Here is a 19,240-nt window from a genome sequence, read left to right as displayed (position 1 = left end):
TGGGGACTCACTGCGTTGCCGCCTTCCTGCAACTCGAATTATTTAGGGTATAGACATTAAATCGGTGTCTGTAGCCCGAAGAATTTCCGGGCCGTCACCACATCATTGGCGATTTGCTGCTTCAGCGCATCGAGCGAAGCAAAACGCTGTTCATTGCGCAATTTTGCGCGGAGCACCACGTCTAAATGGCGCCCGTAAAGATCCATCGTGATATCCAACAGATGGACTTCCAGTTGTTGACGCACGCCAGCCACGGTTGGCCGCGTGCCAATATTAGCCACACCAGGCAATGGCTCAGGACCAAGGCCATAAACATCAACCGCATAAACCCCTTTCACCGGTGCCACCAGGCGCTTGAGCGGCAGGTTAGCGGTGGGGAAACCGATGGTGCGCCCCAGTTCATCGCCATGTACCACACGGCCTGAGATACTGTACGGATGGCCAAGCAACGTTTCGGCCAGTGGCAGATCGTCATCACGCAGCGCATTACGAATCGCTGTGCTGCTGATACGCAACTCTCCCTCACGGAAGGTTGGCGTGCGGACCACCGCAAAATCGTACTCTTCCCCGGCTTTCTGCAACAGGGTGAAATCACCTACACGGCCCGCGCCAAAGCGGAAATCATCTCCCACCATCAGGAATTGCACACCCAGTTTTTCTACCAGCAGTTCGGCAACAAACGCCTGTGCGGTATTGGCGGCAAAACGGGGATCAAACTTGACACACAGCAGGTAATCCACCCCGGCCTGCGCCAGATATTTAGCCTTGTCACGCAAGCGCGTGAGACGTGCTGGGGCCTTGTCAGCGGCAAACAGTTCCAGCGGCTGCGGCTCAAAAATCATGACGATCACCGGCAGCCCGAGGCGTTGCCCCTCATGTTTCAACTGCTCCAGCAGCGCCTTATGACCGCGGTGTATGCCGTCAAAGTTGCCGATGGTAAGCACGCAACCATGGTGGCGCGCCCGGATATTGTGGATGCCGCGAATTAGCTGCATAGCTGGCTCAAAACAGTGGAAATCGGCGGATTATACCTTGTACAGCGGTTAAGGTTAACCGGCGATTGTTTCCTTTGATGTAATAGTCATACCATACCCGAGGAAAATCGCCTTAACTACCCCGATTATCCGACCCGATGCGTGGTATATTAGCCAACTGATATCAAGCTGGCCTTCTGGCAGCAGCTTGAAAGACGGGGGATAATCCATTACCACCAGCCGCTTGCAGAGTGTGATGCAAATCACATGGCGATTTTTCTCGCGAAACACTGTATTCCCATGGCCGAAGCTGGTAAAATCCTGCGCCATCACAACGTAGCAAGTGCCGCCCGTACAAACGGCGCTTATTTGCACAAATCCATTGACAAACGAAGGCTAAAAGGGCATATTCCTCGGCCTTTGAATTGTCCTCAATAGATATATTTGGGAGTTGGACCTTGGCTAATATCAAATCAGCTAAGAAACGCGCCGTACAGTCTGAGAAACGCCGCAAGCATAACGCTAGCCGTCGCTCAATGGTGCGTACCTTTATCAAAAAGGTAGACGCAGCTATCGCAACTGGCGATAAAGAAGCAGCACAAACCGCATTTCTCGTAATGCAACCACTTGTGGATCGCCAGGCAGCTAAAGGCCTGATCCACAAAAACAAAGCAGCACGCCATAAGTCAAACCTGGCTGCGCGCATCAGCGCAATGCAATAAGCCTTACGTTGTCTGCTTGTTAAAAAAACCGGCCTCGGCCGGTTTTTTTACGTCGGTAATCTGCCGCTAAAGAGCAAACAGCGCCGAGAAGTCTTTGTTGCACACCCGCTGTACCGCCGGGTGCTGGATCATACGTTCAGCAAAGATGATGTAATACTCTTCCTGCACGCTGTCGATCCGCCCAATCTCCACCACTTCATCATCGCTATAGGTATCCTGCGCATACAGCGTTGGGGCGACGAAGATCGCGTTGTGATACAAGCCAAACGCCTTCATCAATGCCGCATCGTCAAACTCCCCGAGTATTTCAACTTTAATACCCTGAGTATTAAACCAGTTGAGCAGTTTACGCCCCAGCATCGAACGCCGGCCAGGGATCAGTAAACGCCGTTGCTCCAAGCAGGCCGGGAATGGCAAATCCGGTGCCGGTTGGCGGCAGAAGAAGCTGATACCACACTCCCCCAACTTCAGTGAGAACAACCCTTCCTGCTGGCTGGAATCCACCGGGCAATCCGACAGGATCATATCCAACTTGTGTTGGCTCAGTTGCTCGAGCAGCATCTCATGCGTTGATTCAAAACAGCGCAGATGAATTTGCTCGTTATCCACCACTGCCGTTTCCAATACCTGGCTGACCAGGCGTTTGGATAAAGCGTCCGCGACACCAACATCAAACAGCAGATTGGACTCTTTGCGATAGTTGACGATATCCAGCATTTCCTGGCTGAGCATAAACATTTTATCGGCATAGCGGAAAACCAGTTGCCCCAGTTCGGAAGGCACCAGCCCGCGCCCCTGGCGCTTGAACAATTTGCCATTGAGCCGCTCTTCTAACGCCTTGATTTGGCCGGTAATGGTCTGTGGGGTAAGAAACAGTGCCTCCGCAGCACCCACCACCGATCCCGCCTTACAAACCTGCCAGAAGTAATACAGGTGATTAAAATTAATATGTGACATTCTCACGAGGTGCTCTCCTTGGGGTTCTCATCGGCACAGGCTCTGCCCTGATGAGCGACAAATTCCCTTTCCTTTATGTAGACAACACAGAATTAGAAACAGCTGGGGCAGCACAGAGTTCATTCTGTGCTGCCCCGACCCGGCGCTATTGTAATACCTCAGCAGCGTGGCGGGATAACCCTGAAGGGTTATCTCCCTCGAGGTAACGCGAGGCGCAACAAACCATAACCCACCACGGCGGCGCTGGTTGAGCCCAATAGTATTCCCAATTTGGAATAGGTACTGAGAGCCGCATCCGCATCGGCAAACGCCAGTGAGGCAATAAAAATCGACATGGTGAAACCAATACCACAGAGCACCGCAACGGCAAATACTTGTTTAAATCCAATGTCTTGCGGTAGTTGTGCGATCCCCAACTTCACTGCTAGCCAGCTAAAAGTGAAAATCCCCAGCGGCTTACCGATGAACAAGCCCGCCGCAATCCCTACAGGTAACAGCGAGGTTAATCCGCTCAAGGATACACCCTGTAATGAAACACCGGCATTGGCAAATGCAAACAACGGCAAAATCAAGAATGCAACCCAAGGATGCATTTCATGTTCCAGCGTTTCGGACGGTGAAGACCCATTTTTAACATTCAGCGGGATCAGAAAACCGATAATCACCCCGGCTAGCGTGGCATGCACACCGGACTTCAGGATTGCCACCCACAGCACCAGCCCGACGATCATATACAGTGAGGTTTGCCCCACTCCGCGCCAGTTCATCAGCGCCAAGACGGCAATCGCCGCAGCGGCTACGCCCAGTGCCACCATCGACACCCCATGGGTGTAGAACAGCGCGATAATGATGATCACGCCCAAGTCGTCGATAATCGCCAGCGCCAGTAGGAAAACCTTCAAACTGGTCGGAACACGGTTACCCAACAGTGCCATGACGCCCAAGGCAAAAGCGATATCGGTCGCTGCCGGGATCGCCCACCCCTGGCGCGTCACCTCATCAGCTCCGTTGAACAGCAGATAAACCAGCGCAGGCACCAGCATGCCGCCCAATGCGGCGATCGCCGGGAATATGGCTTTATCACGACCGGCCAATGAGCCTTGTATCAGCTCACGCTTGACCTCCAGGCCAACCACCAGGAAGAAGATGGCCATCAGCCCATCGTTAATCCACAGCAGCAACGGCTTAGCGATCTCCAACGATGAGATTTTGACCATCACCGGCAAATTGAGGAATGCCTGATACAAGCCCTGCATCGGGGTATTAGCCATGATCAGCGCCACGACAGCGGCCACGATCAGGATAATGCCCCCTGCCGCCTCTTGACGTAGAAATTGACGAATAATATTAGTCACAATACATCACTCCAGATCTGAACCAGGCGATACGCCTTGGCTTTGAGACAATGTAATGAGTATAGATGCTGTTTCACTTCGAAAAAATCAGTTTATAAGCGCTTAACAACTCGTTAAAAACGATCAATTAGCGACATTTATCACACTTTTAGTATGGGTATTGAAATAATAGCAGCAACAAAAAACCCCGGTGTTTTATGACCGGGGTTTATCGACAGAACAACAGAAACGGTGATTAACGTGTCAAATCGTCAAAAAACTTCTTCACGCCGTCGAAGAAGCTTTTCGAGCGCGGGCTGTTTTTATCACCTGAGGGGCCACCGAGGCTCTCTTCCAGCTCTTTCAATAACTGTTTCTGCTTGTCGTTCAGGTTCACCGGCGTTTCTACCACCACGCGACACAGCAGGTCGCCCTGGCTGCCACCACGGACCGATTTCACCCCTTTACCACGCATACGGAACAGTTTACCGGTCTGGGTTTCAGCCGGAACTTTCAGATTAACGCGGCCATCCAGCGTCGGCACTTCAATTTCGCCACCCAATGCAGCCATGGCGAAATTAATCGGCACTTCGCAATACAGGTTGTTGCCTTCACGCTCGAAAATCGGGTGCGCCTTCACCTGCACCTGAACGTACAGATCGCCCGCTGGTGCGCCGTGCTCGCCAGCTTCACCTTCACCCGCCAAGCGGATACGATCGCCGGTATCAACACCTGCCGGAATTTTCACCGACAGCGTTTTGGATTTCTCTACCCGACCATGGCCATGGCACTTGGTGCAAGGATCTTTAATGATCTGACCACGTCCGTGACAATGCGGACAAGCCTGCTGTACGGTAAAGAACCCTTGGCGCATCTGCACTTGGCCCTGACCGTGACAGGTTGGACAGGTAACCGGTGAACTGCCCGGTTTGGCACCGCTGCCGTGACAAGAGTCACACTCTTCCAGCGTAGGAATACGGATCTCTTTAGTGACACCGCGTACGGCTTCTTCCAGCGTCAGATCCATGTTGTAGCGCAAATCTGAACCGCGACTGGCACGCTGACGGCGCCCGCCACCGAAGATATCGCCAAATACGTCACCAAAGATATCGCTGAAATCAGCACCGCCACCGCCGCCACCCATACCACCTTGTTCAAAGGCGGCATGGCCGTACTGATCGTAGGCGGCACGCTTTTGATCGTCGGTCAGGATCTCGTAGGCTTCTTTAATTTCTTTGAATTTGGCTTCGGCGTCTTTTTCCTGATTACGGTCAGGGTGATACTTCATCGCCAGACGTTTGTACGCCTTTTTGATCTCACGCTCATCTGCCGTCTTGGCGACGCCGAGAGCCTCGTAATAATCTTTCTTCGCCATTATTTCTCTTACCCTTAACATGCGTGCACGGGCGTAGAGTTGCCTCGACGCCCGTGCTGGTTTCCGGTTACGGCCTTTGGCCTCACCGTGCCCGCTTAAGGGCGATTATTTTTTGTCTTTAACTTCTTCGAACTCGGCATCAACCACGTCGTCGTCTTTCTTCGCCGCGTTGTCTGCGCCCGCATCAGCACCCTGTGCCTGCGCCTGAGCTTGTGCCATTTCCAGCAGTTTGCCAGAAACCTGCACCAGAGCCTGGGTTTTCGCTTCGATCTCGGCTTTATCTTCGCCTTTCACAGCCGCTTCCAGATCTTTCAGCGCCGCTTCGATCGCCGTTTTGTCTTCCGCAGGCAGTTTGTCGCCCGCTTCTTCCAGTTGCTTACGCGTGCCGTGGATCAGGTGATCCGCCTGGTTACGGGTTTGCACCAGCTCTTCGAACTTACGGTCTGCTTCAGCGTTCACTTCCGCATCGCGCACCATTTTCTGGATTTCTTCTTCGTTCAGACCAGAAGAAGCCTTGATGGTGATCTTCTGCTCACGACCGGTGTTCTTGTCTTTAGCAGACACATGCAGAATACCGTCGGCGTCGATATCGAAAGTCACTTCGATCTGAGCCATACCGCGCGGCGCAGCCTGGATACCGTCCAGGTTGAACTGGCCCAGTGACTTGTTATCGTTAGCGCGTTTACGCTCACCCTGCAGCACATGGATGGTCACTGCCGCCTGGTTGTCTTCAGCGGTAGAGAACACCTGGCTGTGCTTGGTCGGGATGGTAGTGTTTTTGGTGATCAATGGCGTCATCACGCTGCCCATGGTTTCGATACCCAGCGACAGCGGGGTAACGTCCAGCAGCAGAACGTCTTTCACATCACCGGCCAACACGCCGCCCTGAACCGCAGCACCTACGGCCACCGCTTCGTCCGGGTTAACGTCTTTACGTGGCTCTTTACCGAAGAAGTCAGCCACTTTCTTCTGAACCATTGGCATACGGGTCTGGCCACCCACCAGGATCACGTCCTGAATGTCGGAAACCGACAGGCCTGCGTCGTTCAGTGCCACTTTCAGCGGCTCAATAGAACGTGCAACCAGATCTTCTACCAGTGACTCGAGCTTGGCGCGGGTCACTTTGATGTTCATGTGTTTTGGACCGGAACCATCTGCAGTGATGTACGGCAGGTTCACGTCGGTCTGCTGGGCAGAAGAGAGTTCGATCTTCGCTTTCTCAGCGGCTTCTTTCAGGCGCTGCATCGCCAACGGATCGTTGCGCAGATCCATGCCCTGATCTTTCTTGAACTCTTCTACCAGGTAGTTGATCAAGCGGCTGTCGAAGTCTTCACCACCCAGGTGGGTATCCCCGTTGGTTGCCAGCACTTCGAAGGTTTTTTCGCCATCAACGTCATCGATTTCGATAATAGAGATATCGAAAGTACCACCACCCAGATCGTATACCGCGATAGTGCGGTTACCCACTTCTTTGTCCAGGCCATAAGCCAAGGCAGCTGCGGTCGGTTCGTTGATGATACGTTTGACTTCCAGACCCGCGATACGGCCCGCGTCTTTGGTTGCCTGACGCTGAGCATCGTTGAAGTAAGCAGGAACGGTAATGACCGCTTCGGTTACCGGCTCGCCCAGATAATCTTCCGCCGTTTTCTTCATTTTTTTCAGCACTTCAGCAGAAATCTGCGGAGGTGCCATTTTCTGGCCTTTCACTTCCAGCCAGGCGTCGCCGTTATCAGCAGCAACGATGTTGTACGGCATGATCGCTTTATCACGCTGTGCTTCTTCATCCTGGAAGCGACGGCCAATCAGGCGCTTGATCGCAAACAGGGTATTCTGTGGGTTAGTGACCGCCTGACGCTTAGCAGGCTGGCCAACCAGAATTTCACCATCCTGGGTATATGCGATGATCGAAGGTGTAGTGCGATCGCCTTCGGCGTTCTCCAGCACACGTGCCTTGCCGCCATCCATAATTGCTACACAAGAGTTGGTAGTACCCAGGTCGATACCAATAATTTTGCCCATCTAAACATCTCCACTAATAAATTCATAATCGGTCAGGTTGCTAACCTATATGCGGGCGATTCTTCATTTTTCAACTGCCCGCTACACCAGTTTTATCCCCTTCACCTTGCAAACTACAGGCAGATGCTAATTTACAAGCTGAAGGGGATATCCGCGGTCGGCAACTGCGGTTGTCAATAAGATGGGGCCATCCGAACCAGCATCAAGGGCCTGAGTAAAAAAAATTTCGTTTTTACCCACTGTCAGATCATTGTTTCCTTTCATCGGGATCATTATGATGCCGCGCGCTCTGATGGAAGCGAGGCTTTTTTCGGCCATTCAGACCCATTATGAGTTTACCTATACCCAAAATATTTCAACTGGCTTGAAAGACAGCGGGCATATCCATTTTTGTTAGTATTCTGTTATTACAGAGGACATATGCACACCAACAAGTTGGCGAATCCAGGCCCTCTGGGTCTGATGGGCTTCGGGATGACTACCGTCTTGCTGAATCTGCACAATGCAGGCTTTTTTCCACTGACCTCCGTCATCATCAGCATGGGGATTTTCTTCGGTGGCATGGCTCAGATTTTTGCTGGCATTCTTGAATTCAAGAAAGGTAACACCTTCGGTTTGACCGCTTTCACGTCCTACGGCTGCTTCTGGCTGAGCCTGGTGGGGATCCTGCTGCTGCCACGTATGGGTCTGGCGGATCCTACCGATGCCAACGTGCTCGGTATTTATCTGGCGCTGTGGGGCGTCTTCACCCTGTTCATGTTCTTTGGCACCTTGCGCGCCAACCGCGCGCTGCAATTCGTGTTCGCCAGCCTGACCTTGCTGTTTGCCCTGCTGGCCGTTGGCAACATGACCGGTAACCACGCCATCCTGACCTTTGCTGGTTATGAAGGGATCATCTGTGGTGCCAGCGCCATTTATCTGGCAATGGCAGAAGTGATTAACGAACAGCTGGGCCGCACCGTTCTGCCTATTGGCAGCGTAACGGCTTCACCAGCGGCGCAAGTCACCGCAACCGCCTGATTAATGACGTTCTGATAGCAAAAAGCCCTGCCGTTGCAGCAACGACAGGGCTTTTATAGCATTCAGGAACCGGTGATCTAGAGCTTGTTCTCACTGTTCAGATCGCGACGCAGGTAGATCCCCAACATCAAACCAATCATCGACAGCGCCAGCACATAGTAAGCCGGAGCTAACGGGGTCAACTTCATGATCAAGGTGACAAAGATCGGGGTTAACCCACCAAAGATGGCGTAGGCAACATTGTAGGAGAATGAGATCCCGCTAAACCGCACTTCTGCCGGGAAAGCCCGCACCAGCACATAAGGCACCGCTCCTACGATCCCCACGCTGAATCCCACCAGCGCATAGGTCGCAAACAACATTTCCGGGTGAGTTCCTATCGTCTGATAAAACAGCCAACTACAGGCGGCGAGCAGCAGGCTGCCGACGATAAAGGTTTTGCTGGCACCAAAGCGATCGGCCGCCGAACCTGAGGTGATACAGCCGATAATCAGCATCACGATCGCCACACTGTTGGCCTGCAACGACAGCGCCGGGGCAATACCAAACTGTTTTTGCAGATAGGTTGGCGTCATCAGGATCACCACGACAATCCCGGCCGACAGCAGCCAGGTCAGTAGCATGGATACCGCCACCTCTTTCTTATGATTCACTATCACCGATTTCAGCGGCAGCTCTTCCGCCAGCGCTTTACGCGCCTGCATCTCGATAAAGATCGGTGTTTCCTGCAACCAACGGCGCAGATACATGGCGAACAGACCAAAAATACCGCCGAGGAAGAACGGAATACGCCAGCCACCGTTGAGGATCGCTTCTTGACTGAGCGTGGTATTAATGACGGTGGCCACCAGCGACCCCAGCAGGATACCGGCGGTTAAACCCGCAGTGAGCGTGCCGCAGGCAAAACCAATACGCTTGCGCGGCACGTGCTCGGCCACAAACACCCAAGCCCCCGGCACTTCCCCGCCGATCGCCGCGCCTTGCAGCACGCGCATCAGCAGCAGTAACAGCGGTGCCGAAATACCAATGCTGGCATAGGTGGGCAACATCCCCATCGCCAGCGTCGGTAACGCCATCAAGAGAATACTCAGGGTGAACATCTTCTTGCGGCCAACCAGATCGCCGAAGTGCGCCATGATGATGCCGCCCAACGGGCGGGCCAGATAACCCGCCGCGAAGATACCAAAAGTTTGTACCTGGCGCAGCCATTCCGGCATGTCTGCCGGGAAGAACAGTTCGCCCATGACCGCAGCGAAGAAAACAAAAATGATGAAATCATAGAACTCTAACGCACCGCCCAAGGCCGCCAAGGTCAGAGTTTTGTAGTCTTGCCGGTTCAACCGGCGATTATTGTCGTGGTGCATAAGATACCGTCAGAGGAAACAATGAAGAAAAAAAGCACAACGGCTTTCTGTAAACGAATCCTTACTATAACGGCAAATTATTTTCACACCAAATCGGTTGAACGCTATTTCGCAGTTGGCTGAAATTTAGAGGTCCATCTCACGACGCGCATTTTTAGGACGGAATGCGGCGACCACTGCCTCGTGGGTTTCTACGTAGGGCCCCTCGAGCAGTTGGATGCAATAGGGCACGCTGGCGAAAATACCATGCACCACCACCTTGCCCTGCTCATCTTTTACCCCTTCTAGCGTTTCCTGAATCGACTTTGGCTGCCCCGGCAGGTTGATGATCAGTGCCTGTTTGCGGATCACGCCAACCTGACGCGAAAGAATGGCCGTTGGTACATAGTGTAGGCTGATTTGCCGCATTTGTTCACCGAAGCCGGGCATCACGCGATCGGCGATCTCCAACGTGGCATCAGGGGTAACATCACGGCGCGCCGGGCCGGTTCCGCCAGTGGTCAGCACCAGATGGCAGCCCATTTCATCGACCAGTTCACACAAAGTATGCTCAATCAGCATCTGTTCATCGGGGATCAGCCGGGTTTCCAGCTCGAAAGGCGTGGCCAGCGCACTGCTCAGCCAAGCCTCCAGTGCCGGGATCCCTTTGTCCTGATAAACACCGCCGGAAGCGCGATCGGAAATAGAAACCAAACCAATACGTAATGTGTCCATGCTTAACCTCTGTCGCTGAAATGCTGTGGATAGGTTCATCTCCCACCCTGTTACTCATCCCGAAAGTATACGGTGTCTGCTCTCCAACGTGGGAAAACAGGCATAAAAAAGGTGGCCTACGCCACCTCAGACTGCTTACAAAGTCAGATATTAGGGAGAGCGTGCCGAAGGGGTCGTAGCGGCGTAAGCCGCCGGAGTGCCCCTCGGTGCGCTAGGCCCGGGTATCTCGGGTTAAAAAGCGACTTTGTCATCAATCTCGGGCGGCCTAAGCCACCTTTTTCCACGCGAATTGCCGTTAATTACAGCAGTTCGGCGATCATTTTTTCCAACTTGCCCTGGTCTACGGCAAATTTGCGGATACCGTCGGTCAGTTTCTCAACCGCCATTGGATCCTGGTTGTGCTGCCAGTAGAACTCAGACTCAGTCAGCGGTGCAGGACGTGCCTTCACTTCACCGGTATAGGACAGTTTACGCTCCAGTGCCCCTTCGCTCTCTGCCAGTTCTTTCAGCAATGAAGGAGCAATGGTCAGGCGATCACAACCGGCCAACTCGATGATTTCACCGATGTTACGGAAGCTTGCGCCCATCACTACGGTTTCATAGCCGTGCTGCTTGTAGTACTGATAGATCTCAGTCACGGAAACCACGCCCGGATCTTCATGCGGTGCGAACTCTTTTTTGTCGCCATTGGCTTTGTACCAGTCGAGGATACGGCCAACAAACGGAGAAATCAGGTAGGCACCGGCTTCGGCGCAGGCACGTGCCTGGGCGAAGGAGAACAGCAGCGTTAGGTTACAGTTGATGCCTTCTTTTTCCAGGCGTTCCGCCGCGCGGATACCCTGCCAGGTAGAAGCCAGTTTGATCAGAATGCGATCGTTGCTGATACCCGCTTCATTATAAAGTTTGATCAGGCGCTTGGCCTTGGCCACGCTGGCTTCGGTATCATAAGACAGGCGTGCGTCCACTTCGGTGGAAATACGGCCTGGGATCAGTTTCAGGATTTCCAGACCGATGTTGACCGCCAGCTTGTCTGCTGCGTCGGCGACTTGTTGCTCACGATCGCTGCTCTGCCCACGCGCCCAGGCGATAGCTTCATCAATCAGTTTGCGGTATTCAGGAATTTGAGCTGCATTGAGGATCAGCGAAGGGTTAGTGGTTGCATCTTGCGGTTGATATAGCTTCATTGCAGCGATATCACCCGTATCCGCAACCACCGTAGTAATCTGGCGTAGGGAAGTTAATTTATCGGTCATGTTGGCATTATCTCATCGTTTGTGCATGAACTTTTGGCATCGTTCAACCATGCCCTGAGCTGATAATAACATGCACGAGGCCCGGTGCAAGGCTGGAAAATCACAGCGTTGCGGCAGGGGTTTCATCCTTGTTCAAGCAACCGTTTACAGGGTCAACCTTCGTCATTTACGAGCAAACAGGACGGCATTACCGTACATTCTCTTCTGAAAATTATGTTAAATTCGCGCCAATTGATGTATTTATATCTATAGTCTAAGAAAATTCTCACCCCAATGGCATCAAAGCGACTTTAGCTAACTTATTGTAAGATTTGGCCAAATACCTTTTCACCTTGAGTAAATGGAGCGCCATGCGCTGTAGAGCTTAACAAGGAGAGATCTGTGACGGATCTAATCAACTTTATCAGTAATATCCTCTGGAAATCGGTACTCATCTATTTGTTGCTGGGTGTTGGTATTTATTTCACTTTGTCTACCCGTTTCATTCAGATCCGCCACTTCGGCCATATGTTTTCCGTGCTAAAGAACAGTACCAAAAGCGATAGCGCCGGTATCTCCTCTTTCCAGGCGCTCTGCACGTCGCTGGCCGCGCGCGTCGGCACCGGCAACCTGACCGGTGTCGCAATCGCCCTCACCGCCGGTGGCCCCGGAGCCATCTTCTGGATGTGGGTGGTGGCCTTTATCGGTATGGCGACCTCTTTCATTGAAAGTACCTTGGCCCAGCTATACAAAACCAAAGACGATAACGGCAACTACCGTGGCGGCCCTGCCTACTACATGGAAAAAGGGCTGGGCATGCGTTGGATGGGCGTATTGTTCTCCGTCTTCCTGATCATCGCCTTTGGTTTGGTGTTCAATGCCGTGCAGGCTAATTCTATCGCCCAAGCCAGCGCCGTCGCCTTCAATTTCAACCCCATGTATGTGGGTATTGCTCTGGCCATCCTGAGCGGGATTGTGATTTTCGGCGGTATTCGTTCCATCGCCCGCGTAGCTGAAAAGGTGGTTCCGCTGATGGCGGTTGTCTATCTGCTGCTGGCGTTATGGATCATCGCTCATAACATTGAGCATATGCCGGCAATTCTGGCGTTGATTTTCAAAAGCGCCTTCGGCCTACAAGAAGCGGCAGCAGGAGCTATCGGCTATGGCATTTCCCAAGCGATGACCCAAGGTATCCAACGGGGGTTGTTCTCCAATGAGGCCGGTATGGGTTCCGCCCCCAATGTGGCCGCCTCCGCTACCCCGTATCCCCCTCATCCGGCTTCACAGGGTTATGTGCAAATGCTCGGCGTGTTTGTTGACACCATCGTGATTTGCAGCGCAACCGCCGCCATTATTCTGGCTTCCGGCATCCTGGATCATTCGTCTGGCAATATCAGCGGCATTGACCTGACACAGCGGGCGCTCACCAGCGCTGTGGGGGCCTGGGGCGCATCTTTTGTCGCAGTGGCCATTTTCTTCTTTGCCTTTACCTCGATCATCGCCAATTACGCCTATGCCGAAAGCAATCTGATCTTTCTGGAGCATAATCATCCCTCTGGTTTGCTGATTTTCCGTTGCGCAGCCTTAGGTATGGTGATGTTCGGTTCGATGGCGGATCTACCGGTGGTGTGGCGCCTGGCGGATATTTCAATGGCGCTGATGGCCATCACTAATCTGACGGCGATCCTGCTGCTGTCTGGTGTCGCCTTCAAGCTGACCAAGGATTACAACCACCAGCGTTCGATCGGCAGATTACCGACCTTCGATGCGAACTATTATCCCGAATTGAAATCCCAGCTAGAACCCGGCATCTGGGAGCGCAAAAAGCCACGTTAGCCGATTGAGGGCGTGCGTTAAGCGCGCCTTATTACAGCCATGCATCCCTTCTGCCGCGCTTTTTGTTACAGTATCGGTTCTTTGATAAACAGGATGTGGCCATGCTCGTTATTATTTCACCCGCCAAGACTCTAGACTACACAAGCCCACTGGCGACCGAACGTTTTACGCAACCTGAGCTGTTGGATAAATCGAAAGCGCTTATCAACCTGTGCCGTAAACTGACGCCCGCACAAATTGCCAGCCTGATGAGCATCAGCGATAAACTCGCCGGCCTGAATGCCGCACGTTTCAGTGAATGGCAACCTGAATTCACCCCGGAGAATGCCCGCCAAGCGCTGTTGGCGTTTAAAGGCGATGTTTATACCGGGTTGCAGGCACAGGATTTCAGCGAAGACGATTTCGACTTTGCACAACAGCATCTGCGTATGCTTTCCGGCTTATATGGCGTGCTGCGGCCGTTAGATCTGATGATGCCTTATCGCCTGGAAATGGGTATCAAACTGGAAAACCCGAAAGGCAAGGATCTGTACAGTTTCTGGGGCGAGCAGATCACCAAGAAACTGAACGAAGCGTTAAAGCAGCAAGGTGATGATGTCATTGTTAACCTGGCTTCTGACGAATACTTCAAATCGGTAAAACCGGCCAAATTGCAGGCACAGCTGATCAAACCGGTATTCCTTGATGAGAAGAACGGCAAGTATAAAGTGATCAGTTTCTATGCCAAGAAAGCGCGTGGGCTGATGAGCCGCTTTATCATCAAAAATCGGCTGACCAAAAGCGAGCAACTGGTTGATTTCGATCTGGAAGGCTATGCCTTTGACGAAGCTGCTTCTGCGGGTAACGAACTGGTATTCAAACGCCCGGAACAATAAAGCCGCCTGTCAGCAAGCGGCTCTTAGGTAGCACAAGGGGCGCTGAGCGCCCCCTCCATCAGGCCGGTAAGGTCATCAGGAACTGACGCAGTCTGGCAAAATCAGCCGACATGTGATGCGACAGCAGCGGCAGATTAGCACGCGCCGCCAATGCTTCTGGCAATGGTAACTCCTGATCCAGGATCGCTTCGACACTCTCTTTGAACTTGGCCGGGTGCGCCGTGCCCAGGAACAGGCCGAACTCCCCGTCTTTCAGCTGATCGCGCAACGCACGGTAGGCGATCGCCGCGTGCGGTTCGGAAAGATAGCCCAGCGCCGCCAACTCTTTCATCGTGTCTTTGGTGGTTTCATCGCTCACCGCAGCGTGACCCAATTCTTTGAGCTGCCAGATTTTGCGGCGGAACAGTTCTTCCACGCGCGGCCAGTTGTTTGGCTGGCTGACATCCATGGCATTGGACAGCGTCGCCACGGTGGCATGCGGCTGCCATTCGCCGTTACTCAGGAAACGCGGCACGGTATCGTTGGCATTGGTGGCAGCAATAAAGCGCTTCACCGGCAGCCCTAAGGATTTTGCCAGCAACCCGGCGGTCAGATCGCCAAAGTTGCCGCTCGGCACCGAAACCACCAGTTGATTACGGGCTTCCTGTGGCAACTGCGCTACCGCTTCAAAGTAGTAACAGATCTGTGCCAGCAGGCGGCTGATATTGATCGAGTTGGCCGAGTTCAGATGCACCGTGTCTTTCAGTTCCTGATCGTCAAACGCCTGTTTGACCAACGCTTGGCAAGCATCAAAGTCACCCTCGATCGCCACGGTGTGAATGTTGCCACCCAGAGTACAGAACAGTTTTTCCTGCAACGGACTGATCTTGCCCTGCGGATACAGGATCACCACCCGCACGTTTTTCAGCCCATAGAAGGCATGGGCCACGGCAGCGCCGGTATCGCCAGAGGTGGCGGTCAGAATGGTCACCGGTTGATCGCCCGCTACTTCTGCCAGCATCTGCGCCATAAAACGGCCGCCGAAATCTTTAAACGCCAGCGTCGGGCCGTGGAACAGCTCCAGGCAAGCCACATCGCTCTCAACCGGTGCTACCGGTGCCGGGAAGGCAAAGGCGGCTTTTACACGCTGATACAGCGCGGCTTCGCCGATCTCATCGCCAATAAAAGCCGACAGGATCTTGGTGCTGCGGGTGACGAAATCCATCTCCAGCAGGTGATCGATCTCGGTCAGCTCAAACTCGGGCAGTTCCAGCGGGAAAAACAAGCCCTGCTGTTTGCCCAGCCCCTGCTTGATCGCCTGTGCGAAGCTGACCTGCTCATTGTGGTCTTTAAGGTTATACAGTTTCATGCGTTATCCCAATAGTCGAGCGCCGGCAGTATCCAGACGGCAAATATGAACAAAACCTTCATCGTTTTGCAGATAGTGATTTGTCAGCCAATCAGCCATACGTTGCGCGGTAGCGCCGTCATCACAGATCGCAAACAGCGTCGGGCCGGAACCGGAAATACCACAGGCCAGCGCGCCGATCTCCTGTGAAGCTTTGCGCGCTTCGGCAAAGCCCGGCAGCAGGCGAGTACGATAAGGTTCGGCAATCACATCCTGCATCAGCTTGGCGGCCAGACGCGGCTGCTGCGTGTGGCAAGCGTGAATAAAGCCCGCCAGATAGCGGCCATGGCTGATACAGTCCTGACGACGGTACTGCGCAGGCAGAATGGCGCGTGCTTCAGCGGTGGAGACTTTGATGCCAGGATAAGCCATCACCCACAACCACTCTTTAAAGCAGGGTACTTCCTGGCTGATGTAGCCTTCTTCTTCCAGCATCAGTTGCAGGCCACCGAGATAGCACGGCGCAACGTTGTCGTAATGTACACTGCCAGAAATACGCCCTTCCAGTTCCCCCATCAGCGCCAGCAACTGCATGTCGTCCAACGGGCGATCACAGAACTCGTTCATCGCCATCAGGCCAGCCACCACCGAACAGGCGCTGGAACCCAGCCCTGAACCGATGGGCATATTTTTCTCAAGCCGCATCGCCACCGGGACTTCGCGGCCGATTTCCTGGCAGAAACGCTCCCAGCACTGGTAGACGATGTTCTCTTGCGGATCCGCCGGCAGCTTGCTGACAAAGCGCCCGGCGTTTTCCAGGCTGAAACGCGGGGCCGCTTCTACGCTGACGCAATCGCCCAGCAGCGAACCGTCGATGGGGGAAACCGCCGCCCCCAAGACATCGAACCCAACGCTGACGTTACCAATTGAGGCCGGTGCATACACCTTAACCATATTAAACTCCCAACTTCCATGACAGTGTGCGCAACAGATCGGCAAATACCCCTGCCGCAGTCACATCATTACCCGCACCATAGCCACGCAGCACCAGCGGCAGTGGTTGATAATAACGGCTGTAGAAGGCCAGGGCGTTCTCACCGTTCTTCACTTTATACAACGGATCGTTGTCATCTACCGCATCAATACGCACCTGGCAGCGGCCTTCTTCGATCACCCCGACATAGCGCAGCACCTTGCCTTGCTCGGCAGCAGCAGCCACGCGGCGGCCGAATTCGGCATCCAGTTCCGGCAAGCGCGCCAGGAAAGTCTCTACGTCACCCGACGCATCAAAGGACGGTGGCAACACCGACTCGACCTCAATATCGCTCAGTTCGAACGCATAACCCGCTTCACGCGCCAGAATCAGCAGCTTGCGTGCCACATCCATGCCGGAAAGATCGTCACGCGGATCGGGCTCGGTGTAGCCGTTCGCCTTAGCCTTCAGGGTGGCCGCCGACAGCGACATACCTTCATCCAACTTGCCAAAGATAAACGACAGTGAGCCCGACAGGATACCGGAGAAACGCGTCAGTTCATCACCGGCGTTGAGCAGGTTCTGCAGGTTCTCGATCACCGGCAGACCCGCACCCACGTTGGTGTCATACAGGAACTTGCGGCGTGAACCCGCAGCGGCAGTGCGCAACTGCTGGTAATAGTTCATTGACGAGGTGTTGGCCTTCTTGTTTGGCGTCACCACGTGGAAACCATCGGCAAGGAAATCGGCATACTGATCGGCTACCGCCTGGCTGGAAGTACAGTCGACGATCACCGGGTTAAGCAGATGATACTCTTTCACCAGGCGGATCAGGCGGCCAAGGTTGAACGGCTCCTGCGCGCTGCCCAGCTCATCGCGCCAGCTTTCCAGCGAAATACCGTGCACGTTGGTCAGCATGGCGCGCGAGTTGGCGATACCGCAGACGCGCAGATCGATATGCTTCTGCTTCAACCATGGTTGCTGACGGTAAATCTGTTCGATCAACGCCCCACCCACGCCGCCGACGCCGATCACAAACACTTCGATCACCTGATCGGTGTTGAACAGCATCTGGTGGCTGACGCGCACCCCGGTGGTGGCAGAATCATTGCTGACCACCACGGAGATAGAACGCTCGGAAGAGCCCTGGGCGATAGCGACGATGTTGATGTTAGCGCGCGCCAGTGCGGAGAAGAAGCGCGCAGAGATGCCGCGCAAGGTACGCATACCATCGCCCACCACCGAGATGATTGCCAGGCGCTCCATCACGTCCAGCGGCTCCAGTACGCCGTCTTTCAGTTCCAGATAGAACTCCTCTTCCAGTGCGCGACGTGCGCGCTGTAGCTCGCTCTGCGGCACGCAGAAGCTGATGCTGTATTCGGAAGAGGACTGGGTGATCAGCACCACGGAGATGCGCGCCCGCGACATTACGGCAAATACCCGCGCCGCCATGCCCACCATTCCTTTCATACCCGGGCCAGAAACGTTGATCATCGCCATATTGTTCAGGTTAGTGATCCCCTTCACCGGCATCTCGTCATCCACGCTTTCGCCGCCGATTAAGGTGCCAGGAGCTTGTGGGTTGGCGGTATTTTTAATCAGGCAAGGGATTTGGAACTGGGCAATCGGGGTGATGGTACGCGGGTGAAGCACTTTGGCGCCGAAGTAAGAAAGCTCCATCGCTTCCTGATACGACATCGATTTCAGCAATCGGGCGTCCGGCACGGTGCGTGGATCGCAGGTATAAACGCCGTCGACATCGGTCCAGATCTCACAGCAATCTGCACGCAGGCAGGCGGCCAATACGGCGGCAGAATAATCGGAACCATTACGCCCCAGCACCACCAGTTCGCCTTTGTCATTACCGGCGGTGAAACCGGCCATCAGCACGATGTGATCCGCCGGAATGGCAGCGGCAGCGATACGCTGGGTGGACACGGCGATGTCGACGGTCGATTCCAGGTAATGGCCCTGCGCGAGCAGTTTCTCCACCGGGTTGATCACGGTGACCGGATAACCCTTGGCTTTGAACACCCCTTCCATAATGGCAATGGAAAGCTTTTCGCCACGGCAGATGATGGCGGCGTTAACACCGTCCGGGCACTGCCCCAGCAACGCCACGCCGTGCAGCACCTGTTTCAGCTGCGCGAACTCCTGGTCGACCAGCGCTTTCAGGCGATCGTACTCAAAGCCCGGCAAAGCCTTGGCCAAGCCGCTCAGCAACTCAGCAAAAATACGCTCTGCGTCGCTCATATTTGGCTGAATATCTTGGCCTGCCGCCGTTTTTTCAATCATCGCCACCAAGTGATTGGTGATCTTGGCGGGTGCGGACAATACCGTGGCCACCTGTCCCTGACGCGCGTTATTCTCCACGATATCGGCAACGCGCAGAAAACGTTCCGCGTTCGCTACCGAGGTCCCACCAAATTTCAACACTCGCATTTACTTTATCTCCTGAATTTATGACGAAAAAAAAGCCCGCACTGGTTAGGTGCGGGCTTTTTTCTTCTGTTTCTTG

The 19,240-nt window shown here is 53.9% G+C and carries 16 protein-coding genes and 1 other annotated feature (1 of these 17 cut by a window edge); of the genes, 4 read left to right on the top strand and 12 right to left on the bottom strand.

All coding sequences use genetic code 11. The annotated features are described in order from the left end of the window. Nucleotides 1–56: 56 nt before the first annotated feature. Complete coding sequence (gene ribF, locus AC2A1E_RS13825) at nt 57–995, bottom strand: bifunctional riboflavin kinase/FAD synthetase (protein WP_484384232.1); 939 nt, start codon at nt 993–995, stop codon at nt 57–59. 437 nt (nt 996–1,432) lie between these two features. Between ribF and rpsT the strand changes: the two genes are divergently transcribed. After that, nucleotides 1,433–1,696 carry a 30S ribosomal protein S20 gene (gene rpsT / locus AC2A1E_RS13820; protein ID WP_473188650.1) on the top strand — a complete coding sequence of 88 codons (264 nt, stop codon included), beginning with the start codon at nt 1,433–1,435 and terminating at the stop codon, nt 1,694–1,696. 66 nt (nt 1,697–1,762) lie between these two features. Here rpsT and nhaR read toward each other — a convergent pair whose 3' ends face one another. The 5 genes from nhaR to AC2A1E_RS13795 form a co-directional block, all read right to left on the bottom strand. Further along, nucleotides 1,763–2,659: a transcriptional activator NhaR gene (gene nhaR, locus AC2A1E_RS13815; protein ID WP_459401236.1), complete on the bottom strand. Its 897-nt coding sequence runs from the start codon at nt 2,657–2,659 to the stop codon at nt 1,763–1,765. A gap of 182 nt (nt 2,660–2,841) precedes the next feature. Beyond that, nucleotides 2,842–4,008, bottom strand: coding sequence for a Na+/H+ antiporter NhaA (gene nhaA / locus AC2A1E_RS13810; RefSeq protein ID WP_484384231.1), 1,167 nt, complete (start codon nt 4,006–4,008; stop codon nt 2,842–2,844). A 235-nt stretch (nt 4,009–4,243) separates the two neighbouring features. Then, entirely contained in the window at nt 4,244–5,362 is a 1,119-nt protein-coding gene (dnaJ, locus tag AC2A1E_RS13805) for a molecular chaperone DnaJ (RefSeq protein ID WP_484384230.1), read from the bottom strand. Nucleotides 5,363–5,467: 105 nt separating this feature from the next. After that, a complete protein-coding gene (gene dnaK / locus AC2A1E_RS13800) occupies nt 5,468–7,381 on the bottom strand; it encodes a molecular chaperone DnaK (RefSeq protein WP_484384229.1) in 1,914 nt (637 codons plus the stop codon). Nucleotides 7,382–7,507: 126 nt separating this feature from the next. Next, nucleotides 7,508–7,699, bottom strand: a complete 192-nt coding sequence (locus tag AC2A1E_RS13795; protein WP_459401232.1) for a hypothetical protein — start codon at nt 7,697–7,699, stop codon at nt 7,508–7,510. 102 nt (nt 7,700–7,801) lie between these two features. On the opposite strand from AC2A1E_RS13795, the gene satP reads away from it, so the two are divergent. Next, nucleotides 7,802–8,401 (top strand): acetate uptake transporter, encoded by a 600-nt coding sequence (gene satP, locus AC2A1E_RS13790; protein ID WP_473188654.1) that lies wholly within the window; start codon nt 7,802–7,804, stop codon nt 8,399–8,401. A gap of 77 nt (nt 8,402–8,478) precedes the next feature. Here satP and AC2A1E_RS13785 read toward each other — a convergent pair whose 3' ends face one another. The 3 genes from AC2A1E_RS13785 to tal all read right to left on the bottom strand — a co-directional run bounded on the left by AC2A1E_RS13785 (nt 8,479) and on the right by tal (nt 11,732). Next, nucleotides 8,479–9,765 carry an MFS transporter gene (locus AC2A1E_RS13785; protein WP_484384228.1) on the bottom strand — a complete coding sequence of 429 codons (1,287 nt, stop codon included), beginning with the start codon at nt 9,763–9,765 and terminating at the stop codon, nt 8,479–8,481. 126 nt (nt 9,766–9,891) lie between these two features. Beyond that, nucleotides 9,892–10,479 (bottom strand): molybdopterin adenylyltransferase, encoded by a 588-nt coding sequence (mog, locus tag AC2A1E_RS13780; RefSeq protein ID WP_484384227.1) that lies wholly within the window; start codon nt 10,477–10,479, stop codon nt 9,892–9,894. Nucleotides 10,480–10,778: 299 nt separating this feature from the next. After that, on the bottom strand, nt 10,779–11,732 hold the full coding sequence (tal, locus tag AC2A1E_RS13775) for a transaldolase (RefSeq protein ID WP_484384226.1): 954 nt from the start codon (nt 11,730–11,732) through the stop codon (nt 10,779–10,781). Between the two features lie 381 nt (nt 11,733–12,113). Between tal and AC2A1E_RS13770 the strand changes: the two genes are divergently transcribed. Further along, nucleotides 12,114–13,547 (top strand): alanine/glycine:cation symporter family protein, encoded by a 1,434-nt coding sequence (locus AC2A1E_RS13770; protein ID WP_484384225.1) that lies wholly within the window; start codon nt 12,114–12,116, stop codon nt 13,545–13,547. A gap of 101 nt (nt 13,548–13,648) precedes the next feature. Next, nucleotides 13,649–14,422, top strand: a complete 774-nt coding sequence (gene yaaA / locus AC2A1E_RS13765; RefSeq protein ID WP_484384224.1) for a peroxide stress protein YaaA — start codon at nt 13,649–13,651, stop codon at nt 14,420–14,422. 58 nt (nt 14,423–14,480) lie between these two features. Here yaaA and thrC read toward each other — a convergent pair whose 3' ends face one another. Genes thrC through thrA form a run of 3 tightly spaced genes read right to left on the bottom strand, consistent with a single transcriptional unit; the run spans nt 14,481 to nt 19,164 of the window. After that, a complete protein-coding gene (gene thrC / locus AC2A1E_RS13760; RefSeq protein ID WP_484384223.1) occupies nt 14,481–15,770 on the bottom strand; it encodes a threonine synthase in 1,290 nt (429 codons plus the stop codon). Nucleotides 15,771–15,773: 3 nt separating this feature from the next. Further along, complete coding sequence (gene thrB, locus AC2A1E_RS13755) at nt 15,774–16,703, bottom strand: homoserine kinase (protein ID WP_484384222.1); 930 nt, start codon at nt 16,701–16,703, stop codon at nt 15,774–15,776. Between the two features lies 1 nt (nt 16,704). Beyond that, complete coding sequence (thrA, locus tag AC2A1E_RS13750) at nt 16,705–19,164, bottom strand: bifunctional aspartate kinase/homoserine dehydrogenase I (protein WP_484384221.1); 2,460 nt, start codon at nt 19,162–19,164, stop codon at nt 16,705–16,707. A 25-nt stretch (nt 19,165–19,189) separates the two neighbouring features. Next, nucleotides 19,190–19,240, bottom strand: a sequence feature (Thr leader region); it runs 68 nt beyond the window's last position.

The sequence above is a fragment of the Serratia sp. HNCC26DJ206 genome (genome assembly GCF_057180605.1).
This window is presented reverse-complemented; position numbering and strand designations above follow the sequence as displayed.